This is a genomic window from Actinokineospora sp. (assembly GCF_050699995.1).
Taxonomy (GTDB): Bacteria; Actinomycetota; Actinomycetes; order Mycobacteriales; family Pseudonocardiaceae; genus Actinokineospora.
In genome coordinates this window covers 1-12,604 of sequence record NZ_JBOHGC010000020.1, presented here as the reverse complement: position 1 = coordinate 12,604, position 12,604 = coordinate 1, and the positions used below count along the sequence as shown (strand labels likewise).

The following is a 12,604-nucleotide window of genomic DNA, read 5'->3' as shown; positions in this document are numbered from 1 at the left end:
CGTAGACCCTAGCCACCTACATCACCCGCGGCATCTCGCGGACCTGCCGGGTGACGGTGGTGACGGCGCTGTAGTCGATCCACACTTCGCCGTTGGGCTGGTGCCATTCGGAGCCCCAGGGTCCAATCTCGGCCTCGGCACCGGCGGCGATGGCGTAGACGAGGTTCGCCAGGGGGATGCCGCCGGGGGTGGCGGCGACGGGGCGCAGGACGGTCACATTGATCGACGACGCGCTGCCGTTCTTCACATGCAGGATCTTGCGGCCGTTGTTGACGACGGCGTCGCCATCGGCGTTGGCCGCGGCGAGGGCCAGGACGAGACCGGTCGCACTGTTCGCGGCGACGGTGGGGATGACGCGGGCCATGGGCTACTCCTTGGGTGTGGCCCGCTTGCCCGCGGGCTTGGGCTTGGGCGTGGAGACGGGAGCGGCCTGGTCCTCGATGACCTCAACCGGATCGACCGCGGCCGCGTCATCGGCCGGTTCGTTGGCGACCAGCTGCTCGTCGGGGGTGACCGCGATCCGCCAGTGGGGGTCGCCGTCGAGGACGAGGCAGCCGAGGATCGTGTCGGTGTGGTCGCCGTCGATGGGCTGGACCCGTTCGATCACGACGCCGTGGTCGTCGAGCTTCTCGTAGACGGTCACGTGTGTCCTTTCGGGACACCGCCCGCCTCGGCGCTGGATGCCGGGGCGGGCGGTGAGTCGATCAGCTCGCGACGACGAGTGGGCACTGGCGCTTGAACGCCGGGGTCGCGATCGTCGCCGGTGCCGTGGTGGTCAGGCCTGCGCCCGAGGTCTGCGACAGGTTGCCCTCGCCCGCGAGTACCGGCTTGGCGCCGATGGTGCCGACGAGGGTCGGCGGGGTGGTCGCGGTGACCATGCACGCCGCCCAGTACAGCCCGGACGCGACGATCCGCTGCGCGGTGGCCAGCGCCAGGGTCTTGACCGTGTCCGCTGCCCACGCCGCGGTGAGCTGGTCGGCGGTCTGCGCCATCAGAGCCGGGGTGGCCGCGCTGGAGTACAGCGCGAACCAGTAGTTCGTCGGCGTGCCCGCCGCGGTCCCGCCGGAGGTGAACGTGAGCGAGGTGACCAGGTCACCGGCGTTGAGCCAGATCGGCACGCTGGTCATCACGCCGGTGGCAAGCGCGGCGACGTCGTCCAGGCCCACACGGGGCAGGTTCGCCCGGTTGAACGTCACGGTCGGGTCGGGTCGGTCGCACGAGTTCACGTGGCCGATTGCATCGCGGACGATGCCCTTGTAGGCGCCGAGCTGGCTCACGCGCCCTCCTTCGGGGTCAGCAGCTCGACGAGCTGGTCCTTGGTCATGGCGTCGGCCTTGGTGCGCGCTTCGGTCTCGTCGACGTCGGGGGATTCGGCCAGGGCCGCACGGACGGCGACCTCGACCCACTCGGCCTTGGGAGCCGCCTTGGCGGGCAGTGTCAGGGCCGGTGCGTCCTCCGTGGCCTGCGGGTCGTGCGGAGGCTCGGGCTCGATCTCCTCGACGGTGTAGCCCGCGGCCCGCATGTAGGCCAGCGGGCCCGGTGCGACCGGGCCCTGGTAGACGCCGTTGGCGAACTGGCAGCCGCCGGTGTTGCCGCTGTACTCGGCGACGGGTGCGGTGATGCGGTAGTCGCTCATCAGCCCACCACGTCGATCCCGCGCAGCACGCCGCACGCCTTGGTGTTCTTGAGGACCATCGCGACCGGGCCCATCTCGACCTCTCCGGTCTTCACCGCGCCGGCGGTGGTGAAGTCCGGCATGTAGGTGGTGACCAGCTGGCGGCCGGAGACGGACGCGCCGTGCAGAGCGTCGAGACCAAAGGTGACCGCGTAGAGGTCGGTGACTCCGGCGCCGGTGATCGGGATGATCGGGGACGCGCCATCGACCCGGTCGCCGAGGTCCACGAGCACCCAGTCGCCGTACTTCTCGATCTGGCGGCCGAGGTCGTCCTTGGTGGAGGTGTACATCGCAGCCCACCGCGCCAGCGCCCGGAAACGGGTGATGGACTTGGTGTTGCCGAGGATGGCCTTCACCCCTGGCGGCAGTGCGCCGGGGGTGCCCTGGTCGCCGCCGCCGACGTGCGACGGGACGATGCGCGAGAGCCACTCGTCGACCTCGTCGAGACGCTGATTGGCCAGAGCCTGCGTGACGACCGTCGTCGGCGACCAGTCAGCCAGGGTCGCGGCAACCTCGGTGACGGTGCCGGTGAGTGCCTTGGACAGACCGTCGAAGCCCAGCGAGTCGACCGCGGTGTCGCCCAGGATCAGTTCCTGCTGGAACTTCATGCGAGTGGCGACGAGCTGCTGCTGCAGCTGGAACACGGTCTCGTTCGTGGTCGCGGCACCGAGGTTGGCCAGGATGCGGTCGAGGGTGAACGCGCCGCCGAGGGGCTTGAGGTCGGCGGTGTAGCGCTCGCGCTTGGCCTGCGACGGGACGAACTCGCTGTTGTACGCGCGGAACGCGGCCGAGGCGGGCTGAGTGAGGCGGGTGTAGCCGTAGGTCAGCGTGCCGCCACCGGTACCCGGATTGACCGTGTCGTCGAACACGATCTGGTCGAACAGCCACGAGTAGCGGCGCAGGTTGTCGATGACGGCGTAGTCGACGTCGTTCTGGACGTTGACCTGCGCCTGAGCGAGGGTGACGGGCACGGGCTATCTCCTTGGTTTCGGGTGGTCAGCCGCCGCTGAGCGCCGCGCCGACTGCGGCGCCGAGGCTCGTGGGGCGGCCGGTGGCAGGTGCCCCGCCGCCCACAGGGGCACCAGATCGGGGCGGGGCGGCCGGGGTGGCCTTGCTGGTGGGGTTGTCCTTGATGTGGTCGGCGACCGCGTCGGCGACCTTCTTGCCGAACCCGTCGGCGGAAGGGTCGAGCTTGCCGATCTTGGCCATGAACGACCGGGAGTCGACGAGCTTCATCGGGTCGGCGCCCGCGGGGGATGCGGCCTTGAACACGGCGAGTTCGACCTGCGCCTGGCGGGCCGTCTCTGCGGATTCGACGACCTGCGCGGCGAGCTTGGCCGGGTCGGCTGCCTCGTCGTCCTTGACCAAGCCCAGAGCCTTGCCGATCTGCTGGGCAAGCTCGGCCTTGGCAAGCTCGGCGGCCTTGGTCTTGGCGTCGGTGCGGTCCTTGCCGTTCTCCTTGCGGAGTGCGGCAATCTGCGCCTTGAGCTTCACCGGGTCATCGGTGTCATCGGCTGGCCTGGCCGGGGGCTTGTCGGCCGCGGGCGGCGAATCGGTGGGCGGGTCGCCCGCCGGGGGGTCACCGGCCGGATCGGTGTTGCTGGGGTCGTCGGGCGAGGCGCCCATGACGGGCCAGATCGGGCGCCCGTCGCGGCGGTAGCCGATGGCCTGCAGCGGCTTGCCGGTGTGCGGGTGGACGAGGGTGGCGTGGAACGGGAGCGTGGTGGTGCGCAAGGTGCCCTCCTGGGGCGAGAACCGGCGCCAGGCCGGAGGTGGGACGGGTACGACAAAGCGCCCGACCTCGAGGGGTGCGTGGTCGGGCGCTTTGGGGGTGATCTACGCGGGCAGGCCGGTGTCGGGGTCCAGCCCCATCAAGGCGCGAGCGCGCTCGAAGAACTCGTCGGCCGCCGCGGTGGGCGGGTTCACGTCGAGGTAATGCTGGTTGTAGTCCGACGGCGTCTTCGCGCGGGCGCGCTGTGCGTCGAACTCGGCGTCGGGCAGGTGTTCGTCGACCCAGTCGTCGTGCAGCTGTGCGAGGGCGTTGAGCTGCTGGCGCCTCTCGGGAGATGGCGGCACGGGGCGGCCGCGCGGCTTGTCGGCCATCACAACCACCTCACTCCGTACCAGTCCGAGTCGAGCATGACACGGCGGCCGATCCATTCCTTGGCGCCTTCGTAGCGGCCGCACTGGCTGATCTCGAACGCCGACGGGTAATGGTCGGTGCCGAACCGGTGCTCGTCCGCTCTGGCCAGGATATGCCGCGCGGCGTCGACCTGTGCCTGTGAGCGGTCGAGGCTGGCCTCGACCGCGGCGAGTTCCTGATCACCGGGGCGTGCGGCTTTGGTGCGGCCTCGGGTGGACCGGATGGCCTCCTGCACCGATTCGACCTCGTCTTGCAGCCGTTCGAGGATGCCCTCGGCGGAGCCAGCGTCCTCGAAGTCGAACCCTTGGGTCGCCCAGGTGTAACCGCCGACGTCGATGTTCGCGTGAACCTTGACGTACTTCACGCCGGACGCTCGATACCAGTCGTAGAGGAAGCCGTTGAACGCCTTGGCGAATCCCTGCCCCTGGTGCTGCGGGTAGAGGTACAGGTAGGAGTGTTCGACGGACAGGTCGCCGCCGCCGCGCATCAGGATCCGCGTGAAGTTGCCCGCCTTGTCGCCGTTGGCGGTGAGGATCTTCCCGCTGATCGTTACGAAGTTCCGGCTTGGGCCGATTCCCTCAGGTTTGACGGTGAGGCCGCCGAAGTCGCGGCTGAGCCATGCGCGGATGGCTTCCTGGATGGCTGCGACCTGGGTCTCGTCGGGTCGGCCGGTGGGCACGAGGTCGTCGATGCGTGGCCCGGTCTGCGGGTCGACCTCGATGGCCGGGCGAGCGACGACCGGAGGCCGTGCGGGCTGCGGTTTCGGCTTCGGGGTGGGTGGTGGCGGTGGTGGGGGCGGTGTCTTCGTGCGAGCTTGCGCCGGAGGAAGGTTCCCAGCGCCGATCTGCTCGCGATACCGCAACCGCTTCAGCTCCGGATGGTCGGCAAGGTGGTCGCGGAGCTTGGCCTGCTTGTCGCGGACCTTCCGATCCGCCGCGGTGCGCGCTTCGGGCGTGAGCGCGCCGAGCTGCTGTAGTTTCGCCGCGCGGATCTCCCGCTCGATCGCGCGTTGCTGCTGGCGGGCTTTGTCGCCGTCCGGGTCCGCGGTGTGCGTCGGTGTGCGGGTGATCCCTGGCAGGTAGGCGAAGAGCGAGTGGCGGCAGTTCGGGTGAAGCAGGCCCTTCGCGATCGCCTCGTCGACGCTGCCGCGGACCTTCACCTCGACCGTGCGGCCATCCACCGTGGCGTGCTCCCGCTCGACCGTGCGCCGCCCTGACGGGCCCGTGCGCGCGAGGACTTGCCCCTCCCAGGGGCGGCACCGCTCGCACTCCTGCACGGCGTCGGAGACGACGATCAGGTCGACTCCAGCGGCGCCGAGCCGGTCGAGGTGGCCCTCGACGGCGGCCTGGGCGGTGCCGGTGCGCACAGCCATTTCCACATAGGTCGACAACTGCCAGTTGCGGCCGGCCTTGTCGACGAACCCGGTGACCCCAGCGGAGACGAACCGGTCGTAGGCGTGCTGCGCTGCGGCCAGTCGCGTGGTGGTGCCGAGCAGCGTCTGCGGCAGCACCGCGGCGATGACGTCGCGGTAGACATCCAGCGGCCAGCGCAGGATCCGTAGATGCGTGCCGCGCAGCTTCGACACCAGCGAGAAGATCAGCCGGTTGATCGCCTCGGCGCCGGGGGTGGCGGTCCGGATCGCGGCGAGCTGTCGCGGGTCCAACCCGCCGAGCCGCATCAGTTCGTCGAGCGCGGCCTCGCCCCCGCGGGCGAACGCGAGCACGACGGCCTGCTCGACCTTGCCGGTGGTGTCGCCGTCGAGCACCCGGATGAGCCGCTGGGTGGCGTTGCGCAGGTCGTTGATCGACCCGAGCTTGTCCGCCGCCCACGTCGGCCGGTCGATGCCGTCACGAAACCGGCGTGCGAGGTCGGAGATGATGGACTGTTCGGCCTCGCGGTAGAGGTCGACGAGCCCGTCGGCCAGGCCCTCGGCGAGGGTGCGGTCAACGGGCATCGACTACTCCTCGTTGGGGTTGGTCTCCGGCTTGTCCGCGGGTGGAGGGTTGCGGCCGGTGAAGCTGCCGGGGTCCTCGACCGGGCCGATGCCCTGTTCCTTCGTGATGGCGGCGACCTCGGCTTTCACGCGGGGGTCGTCCCAGTCCGGATGGATCGCCCGGACCTTGACCGCGGTGGAGGCGGCGCGCGCGGTGTCCCACGCCTGCACGGTCTGGGCGAGCTTGAGCTGGTCGACCTGCTCACCGGGCGGCCAGTCGACGGCAGCCGGGTCGGCCGGGTCCACGTTGGACTTGAACACCAACCGGTCCACGGCGAGGATGATCGCGGCCAGCTCGCGCTGCCCTTCACCCCAGTACGCCGTCTTCTTCTCCCGCGTGAGGATCGTCCGATTGCGACGATCGTCCACCTCGGTCGCCGTCTGCTGCCCGCCGCCGGACTCGTCGAGCCCGAACGTTGAGCCGTTGTAGCCGGCGGTGCCGACGGCCTGCCGGGTGATACGCAGCATCGTGCGCTCGTGTTCGTCGACCCGGATCGCGAACTGCTGCAACGTGATCCCGACCGAGTCGCTGGTCGGCGGGATGTTGAGCTGCTCGTACGCCTCGCGCTCGACGTCGAACTCGGCGCCGTTGCCAGGGCCGAGGCTCGTCAGGTACGCGCTCGGGACGATGATCCGGGCCTTCGCGAGACGGATGTCGCGCATCCACGACGTGAAGACCTCGTCGAGCGAGTCGAACAACGGGGTGACGCCCTCGAAGTCGCTGCGGCCCGGCGCGGCCCGAGCCTCGCGGGACGGGAGCATGTTCGGGATCCACACCACGGGCAGCATCGGCAGGCCGATGTCGATCGCGGGTTCCATGCCGTTCGTGTGCTCATGGGCTTCGAGCGGTTGCGGGTCGCCGAGGCTGTTCACGGTGCCCTTGTAGAGCCCGTTGAACTCGATGGCCGTGGTCGGTTTGCCCGCGGCGTCGACCTGCATCTCGTGGCGCTGGACGTACCGCCAGTGGACGGTGCCGTCGACGGTGAGGTCTTCCCAGAACGTCACGGCGCGAAGCTTGCCCCAGCGGAACGTCGGGTCGGCATGGTCGGCGTGCACGGCGGTGATCAGCGGGTGACCGGCGATGTCCTGGTCCCAGCCCACGCGCAGGTATACGCCGCTGTAGGAGGAGCACACCTCGGCCGCCTCGTGCAGGCGGGACCGTAGGCGCATCTTGTCGTCGAGGACTTCCCACCGCGCGCTGTTCGCCGTGTTCTCGAACCGGATCACTGGCGGCTTCGCGAACAGCAGGTCGGCCGACGCGGTTGCGATGTCCGCCGGAAGCGGGACGTGGATCTTGGATCGCTTCTCACCGACGGGGATCGGCTGTCCCCAGAACCAGCGGGCGACCGTGCCGACTGCGCCGCCGCGCAGCTGCGACGGCCGGATCCGCACGGCGGGGGTGTTCCTATCGCGGCGGTGGGCGAGGACATCGGCCAGACGGTCGGGCTCACCGGCGTACCAGGCGTCGTACTCACGGAGCCGGTCGAGCTGGGCGGCCTGGCGCGCGGGCGGCCAGCTGGTGTTGCGGTCGGGCAGGGGCACGGGTCACCCCTCTCCAGGTACCTCGGGCGGCTGGCGGAACTCGGGCATGGCCGGCTTGGCGAGCTGCTCGGCGACTTCGATCCGGACGAGCGCGTCGACCGGTGCGCCCAGCCGCGCCAGGCGCTCGACGACCACGCGCACGGAGGCCCGGTCGAGGTCGTCCTCCGCAAGCAGGCCGACGAGTTCGTCGCGTGTGGCGTGACGTCGGCGGATCATGCGCGCGGCGGCCAGAACACGGCATGACTGGGGTTCGTGCTGGCGTCGACGTCTTCGCGCGTGGCGTACAGCCACACCGACGTCTTGCACGGTGGGACCGCGCCGGTGTCGACGAGGATCCGCACGTTGACCAGGGCGTCGGTGAAGACGCGGGTGATGATCGCGGGCGCCTCGTCGGTGCCGTTGTTGGCGGCGGGGTCGACGATGGCCAGGACCATGTCGCCGATCTGCGGCGAGCGCGTCACGGTGTGGCAGGGCAGGGCCGCGCGGACCATGCAGTCCTTGGCCTGGAGCAGGTGGCGCAGACCCGCGGAGAGTTCGCCACCAGTCAGGCCGCTGGCCATAAGGTGCGCGAGGTCGTGGAACGGCCGCGAGATCAGGCGCAGGCGGGCGGGCAGGTGCGCGTAGTCGAAGTACTGCAGGAGCGCGGCCGTGGAGGGGTGATGCGCGCGGGGCGGCTGCTCGAGGCTTCCCTGCGGGCCGGGTGCGGTGTCCACTGTGGTCCTTTCGAGGGTCAGGCGGCGAGCGGGGCGCGTAGTGCGGGGCGCCAGAGGTGCTCGGTGGAGTGGACGACGTAGCGGACGTCGTCGAGGCTGTGGTCGTCGACCTTGATGGGCTTGTCGTCGCCGACCTGGGCGGCCTTGTCGTCCCAGCTGTAGCCGGGCACCTCGTCGACGAAGCCTTGACAGCTGCGGTGCACGCGGAAGCGGTCCATCGCCATGACGCCGGAGAGGGTCCGGATGCCGGGCAGGACGTCGTTCACGGCGTGCGTGACGTTGGGTTGGCCGTCGGAGTGCAGCTGCAGGGAGAAGCTCGCGGCGGACGGGTCGACGTAGATCCAGTCAGGTCGAGCGCCGGCCTGCTGTTCGGCGGTTGCGAGCCAGCCGCGGAGACGCTCGCTGTACTCCGGGTCTGTGAGCTGCCTGCGGGCGAGCCGGGAGTCGTAGCGGTACTCGTGTGTGAGGTAGAGCCGGTTGTCTTCGCCGAGGCCGAGGATGTGCGCCGAGAAGGCGTTCGTGGTGCCGTAGTCGACGCCAACGCCGATCCAGTGCCGCATCGTCGGCAGGACGTCGACGACCATCCGGTCGGGGTTCCACATCTCGTAGACGGCGCCCTCGGCCAGGCACCACTCGCCGAGGATGAAGCGCCGGTGCCAGAGGCCGACGTACTCGGCGAGCAGCTCGCGCTTGTAGTCCTCCGTGAGGCTGGGGTTGTCGTCGAGCCGGAAGTGCCAGTGAGCGAAGTTCAGCTCGCCCGCGCGCAGGATGAAGTCCTTGCGCAGCCAGTGCGCCGGGCCGTCGGGGTTGGTGGTGGCCAAACACCTGGCGCCGGGGACGCGCAGCCGCGACATGAGCATCATCCAGAACCCGCGCGGCACGAGGGTGGCCTCGTCGACGTAGGCCAGGACGACGGTCGAGCCGCGGATCTTGTCCTCGGCGAGGACGTTGTTCGCGCCGATCAGGTGCACGACGCGGCCCATGATGATCGCTGTGGTGTCGCCGCGCGTGTGGTGGACTTCGGACGCGATCATCCCGAACAGCTCGGACTGCAGCGGCTCGATCAGGTTGCGCTCGATGGTCTGCAGCGTCTTGCCGACCATGATCACGATGCCGGTGCGCGGGGCGGCCTGCAGGGCGATCACGAACGCGAGCAGCGAAGCGATGGTCTTGCCCGCGGAGACGGCGCCAGTCCAGAGGGCGGTCTTGACCTTGGCGGACTCGACGATCGATTGCAGCTGCTTGCGGCCGACGATGCCGAAGATCCGGTCAAGGTCCAGCGTCATCGGCGGCCTGGCCCTCGCTCTCGGCGGCAACCATCTGGTCGTAGGCGACGCCGAGCGCGGCGGCCAGCTCGCCGACGAAGCCTGCCGCAGGCCCGCCGTTGCGGTCGCGGTCGAACTTGTCCAGCTCGATGTGGCGCTGCAGGGCGGTGCTGGCAGCCTGCATGAGGTTGCGGATGTCGCCCGTGGGCGGCTTGTCGAGCGTGCGCCCGGTGAAGGTGTTGTCCTTGCCGCCGATGTTGAACACGAGGTGCGGTTCGTCGATCTGCTCGACGAGGTCGCGGGCCTTGGCGAGGAGCAGTTCGGAGACCTCGGCGCGGCGTGCCGCGAGGTCGACAACGCGCGCGGCGGTGGCAGCCGCGGTCTTGGTGCGGTCGAACCCGCCGTGCAGGCCTGCGGCCTTGGCGTAGGTGGACACCGTGGACCGGCTTACGCGGTGCTTCTCGGCGATCTGCCGGACGCTGAGTCCGCCAGCGCGGACGTCGTCGAGGATGGCGTCGCGGGTCTTGGCAGGGATCGCCTTGCCGGTGGGCTTGCGAGTGCTTGCCACGAGGGCATCACCCCCTGGCGCGGACGTGGCCGACGGGCGGGGATGTCGTACTGCTACCTCGCGTCGTCGCGCGGGGTCAGCACCTCGCGGGGGACCAGTTGGTCAGCAAGCCAGACGGTCCGTGATCGGCCGTCGGCGTATCGGATCTCGTAGTTGACCGCGCCGAGCCATGCGCCGGTCGACGAGCGGAACCACCCGTGGAGTAGGCCGGGCACTGTGCCCGACAGCAGCAGACCGTCTGCCACGGTCGCGCGGGCCGAGTCGGGCAAGGGCGGAAAGAGGGTGTCGAGTCGCACCCACACCGGAGTCATCTTCGGCGTTCGCCCGTGGAGTTGGTCTCCCTGCCATCGGGTGTACGGCGTGTCCAGCAGGGAGCGAGCGTAGAACGTATGTTCGAGGATCGGTGTGTGACTTCAACGTGGGCCAGCCCCGACGGCTGGGGGTCCGGTCGGGGCTGGAGTCTCCGTGGGCGCAATGCACCACTATGGATCAAGTTACCTTCGGTGCTGGTCAGCGCGCAAACCGCCACGCTGAAGGCGGCGGACGAGGCCGCGAGGTTCCTTGGTTTGGAGTCGGGCAGCGAACTCTTCGGACTTCTCTGCGAGGTCGTCGAACAGGGCAGCCTCTTTCACGTGACCGTTCTCGAACAGGCTGTAGGCCACTTCGAGACTGCGCTTCGCGAAACCCTGGTGACCCTCGACCATCGCCTGAGTCAGTTCGCGGCGGAGCTTGTTGTTCATGATCACCAGGTACACGCAGAAGGCGAGTACGAACACGGGAAACATGTAGTTCATGACCGTGATGACAACGTCCACGCTGGACCCTCAGCTCTCGATCGTCGTGCTGAGAGGGTCGAGTTGATCAGCCTGGGTGTTACACGTCGCGCATGGCGGCGCGGCGCAGGCGCTCGACGAGCCGGGCCGCGACCGCGGGCGTGAGGTCCGCGTTGTAGCCGGCTTCGCTGAGCACGGCGTGGACGTTCTGCCGCTTGATCAGGGCCGCCGCGGCGAGCTGGTCGCCGGTTGCGCCTGCGAGCTTGGCGGCCAGGATCTCGGCGTTGCGGACGGCGCGCAGGCGAGCGGCTTCCCGCTCGACGTCGGCCAGCTGCTCGGCCACGGTGCGAACCGCGGCGAGTTCGGCCTCGGGTGCGGGTTTCTTCGGGGGTGCCATGGCGTGGCCTCCGTGTAGGCTGGCGTCGGATTCTTTCCTCGCCCCGGTCGGGTGTGCTAGACCCGGCCGGGGTTTCCGCTGTTCGAGGGAGGGGTGGAGTCGGGACGCCGGGGCGGCGACTGGCTGCCGCCGCCCCGGACTGGTTTAGCCGATCAGGCTCCCGAGCGTGCTCGCGTCGAGCCTTCCGCGAACGATCCGAACCGAGCAAGTTGCGCGGTAGCGGACGTCGGACTTGTTCTCGATCCCGGCCCAGTTGTAGCGCTGGCACACGGTGTTGACCCGTGCGCGGATGCTCTCCGCACCGTAGGTCTCGAACTCCTCGTCTCGCTGCACGTGGACCTGGACGTTGATCCGGTCGCCGTCGATCGCGATGATGATCACCGCGCTCGGGGGCATCCGGTCCTCTCCCTGGTCGACCTTGAGGTCGCTCAGGATTCGTCCGGCGATGACGTACAGCGAGTCGCTTGCCGACTCGGCGTAGCGGACGCCGTAGTAGCGCCCGTCTTCACCTGGGTAGCCCATTCGGACTCCATCCCTCTATTTAGTTGACCCTCGCGGGAGGTGCTAGCTCCCTGGTTGCGGGGGCTTGTCCCTTGCGGACATGTAGATCTTGTCATGTCGCATGACACTATCGCAAGTAGACGGAGGGTGGTGTGGATCACTCGGCCGCGCGTTGCTCGGCTGCAAGCTCCCAGGCGCGTTCGTGGGCCAGTTCCGCCGCCCGCTGCGCACTCGCGGCGTGCGCGGTCACGTAGGCGACGGTCCGGCCGTGGACGGCGGATTCCAGCTCGGCCGCGTCCTGGTCGACGATGACGCTCTCCACGCTCGGTGCCGTCTCCCCCGGCAGGACCAGGCGGGACGCGCCCAACAGCTGGTGTGGAGGCAGCTCCGTCACCGTGCCCCCGGACACCTCGGCGCGGCACGACCAGGTGTGCACGACGGACCAGATGTCGGCGGTGGGGCACGGTGCGGCGAAGTGCCCCTTGCCGAGTTCCGCAGCGGCCGCGACGGCCATGATGCGATCGGCGAACGCGGCGAGCAGCTCAGCCGGTGTGTCCGGGACCTGGCGCACGACGATCCAGAGCTGGGTGTTCATGGCGTTCATCCTGCCTGTTCGGTGGGCTGACGGCGTCGCGCGTGGGAGTCGAGCGCGTCGTCGCGGTGGACGAGGCGGCGGGCGCGCGTGCCGGAGGTGCGCCAGCCGTCCTCGTGCGCCCAGCGCCAGAGCGTCCCGACCGGTACGGCGAGCGTCTCGGAGAGGGCCGCGTAGTCGACCCAGGGGTCGCCGAGGGCCTTCGCCCAGCAGGCGCGCGGCCAGCTGGTGTCGCAGGCGCGGCAGGTGATGGTGTCGTGGCCGATCTTGATGCGCAGGGTCGCGGCGCAGGTGATCTCAACGCTGATCCTGCCCCGGTCGTCGTGCTCGGTCTTCACGACGGTGGGGCAGGGGCCGAGGCGCATGGTGCGGTCGAGTTCGCGGTTGGCGCGGCGTAGGGCGAGCTGGACGTCGAGGAGTTCGCGGGCGAACTCGTCGAGCC

19 protein-coding genes are annotated in these 12,604 nt (G+C 69.6%); all 19 read right to left on the bottom strand.

The window, feature by feature from the left end; all coding sequences use genetic code 11:
* Nucleotides 1-16: 16 nt before the first annotated feature.
* Entirely contained in the window at nt 17-364 is a 348-nt protein-coding gene (locus ACRDSQ_RS01310; RefSeq protein ID WP_431418033.1) for a hypothetical protein, read from the bottom strand.
* Between the two features lie 3 nt (nt 365-367).
* Nucleotides 368-643: a hypothetical protein gene (locus tag ACRDSQ_RS01305; RefSeq protein WP_431418031.1), complete on the bottom strand. Its 276-nt coding sequence runs from the start codon at nt 641-643 to the stop codon at nt 368-370.
* 61 nt (nt 644-704) lie between these two features.
* Nucleotides 705-1,277, bottom strand: coding sequence for a hypothetical protein (locus tag ACRDSQ_RS01300; RefSeq protein ID WP_431418029.1), 573 nt, complete (start codon nt 1,275-1,277; stop codon nt 705-707).
* On the bottom strand, nt 1,274-1,636 hold the full coding sequence (locus tag ACRDSQ_RS01295) for a hypothetical protein (RefSeq protein ID WP_431418028.1): 363 nt from the start codon (nt 1,634-1,636) through the stop codon (nt 1,274-1,276). Before ACRDSQ_RS01295 ends, ACRDSQ_RS01300 begins: the two co-directional genes overlap by 4 nt.
* On the bottom strand, nt 1,636-2,646 hold the full coding sequence (locus tag ACRDSQ_RS01290; protein WP_431418027.1) for a major capsid protein: 1,011 nt from the start codon (nt 2,644-2,646) through the stop codon (nt 1,636-1,638). The genes ACRDSQ_RS01295 and ACRDSQ_RS01290 overlap by 1 nt, the downstream gene beginning before the upstream one ends.
* A gap of 25 nt (nt 2,647-2,671) precedes the next feature.
* Entirely contained in the window at nt 2,672-3,409 is a 738-nt protein-coding gene (locus tag ACRDSQ_RS01285) for a hypothetical protein (RefSeq protein ID WP_431418026.1), read from the bottom strand.
* A gap of 102 nt (nt 3,410-3,511) precedes the next feature.
* On the bottom strand, nt 3,512-3,778 hold the full coding sequence (locus ACRDSQ_RS01280; RefSeq protein WP_431418024.1) for a hypothetical protein: 267 nt from the start codon (nt 3,776-3,778) through the stop codon (nt 3,512-3,514).
* Nucleotides 3,778-5,772: a phage minor capsid protein gene (locus tag ACRDSQ_RS01275; protein WP_431418023.1), complete on the bottom strand. Its 1,995-nt coding sequence runs from the start codon at nt 5,770-5,772 to the stop codon at nt 3,778-3,780. Before ACRDSQ_RS01275 ends, ACRDSQ_RS01280 begins: the two co-directional genes overlap by 1 nt.
* Before the next feature lie 3 nt (nt 5,773-5,775).
* On the bottom strand, nt 5,776-7,353 hold the full coding sequence (locus tag ACRDSQ_RS01270) for a hypothetical protein (protein WP_431418021.1): 1,578 nt from the start codon (nt 7,351-7,353) through the stop codon (nt 5,776-5,778).
* A 3-nt stretch (nt 7,354-7,356) separates the two neighbouring features.
* On the bottom strand, nt 7,357-7,569 hold the full coding sequence (locus tag ACRDSQ_RS01265) for a hypothetical protein (protein ID WP_431418019.1): 213 nt from the start codon (nt 7,567-7,569) through the stop codon (nt 7,357-7,359).
* Complete coding sequence (locus tag ACRDSQ_RS01260) at nt 7,566-8,066, bottom strand: hypothetical protein (protein ID WP_431418018.1); 501 nt, start codon at nt 8,064-8,066, stop codon at nt 7,566-7,568. Before ACRDSQ_RS01260 ends, ACRDSQ_RS01265 begins: the two co-directional genes overlap by 4 nt.
* Before the next feature lie 17 nt (nt 8,067-8,083).
* Nucleotides 8,084-9,352: a PBSX family phage terminase large subunit gene (locus ACRDSQ_RS01255; protein ID WP_431418016.1), complete on the bottom strand. Its 1,269-nt coding sequence runs from the start codon at nt 9,350-9,352 to the stop codon at nt 8,084-8,086.
* Nucleotides 9,336-9,899: a hypothetical protein gene (locus ACRDSQ_RS01250; RefSeq protein ID WP_431418015.1), complete on the bottom strand. Its 564-nt coding sequence runs from the start codon at nt 9,897-9,899 to the stop codon at nt 9,336-9,338. Before ACRDSQ_RS01250 ends, ACRDSQ_RS01255 begins: the two co-directional genes overlap by 17 nt.
* A 53-nt stretch (nt 9,900-9,952) precedes the next feature.
* Entirely contained in the window at nt 9,953-10,201 is a 249-nt protein-coding gene (locus ACRDSQ_RS01245; protein WP_431418014.1) for a hypothetical protein, read from the bottom strand.
* A gap of 192 nt (nt 10,202-10,393) precedes the next feature.
* Nucleotides 10,394-10,714: a hypothetical protein gene (locus ACRDSQ_RS01240; RefSeq protein ID WP_431418013.1), complete on the bottom strand. Its 321-nt coding sequence runs from the start codon at nt 10,712-10,714 to the stop codon at nt 10,394-10,396.
* A 58-nt stretch (nt 10,715-10,772) separates the two neighbouring features.
* A complete protein-coding gene (locus tag ACRDSQ_RS01235) occupies nt 10,773-11,069 on the bottom strand; it encodes a hypothetical protein (protein WP_431418011.1) in 297 nt (98 codons plus the stop codon).
* 144 nt (nt 11,070-11,213) lie between these two features.
* Complete coding sequence (locus tag ACRDSQ_RS01230; protein ID WP_431418010.1) at nt 11,214-11,591, bottom strand: hypothetical protein; 378 nt, start codon at nt 11,589-11,591, stop codon at nt 11,214-11,216.
* A gap of 136 nt (nt 11,592-11,727) precedes the next feature.
* A complete protein-coding gene (locus ACRDSQ_RS01225) occupies nt 11,728-12,165 on the bottom strand; it encodes a hypothetical protein (protein ID WP_431418008.1) in 438 nt (145 codons plus the stop codon).
* Between the two features lie 5 nt (nt 12,166-12,170).
* Nucleotides 12,171-12,604: hypothetical protein (locus tag ACRDSQ_RS01220; protein ID WP_431418006.1), on the bottom strand; the 434-nt coding region annotated here is incomplete at its 5' end.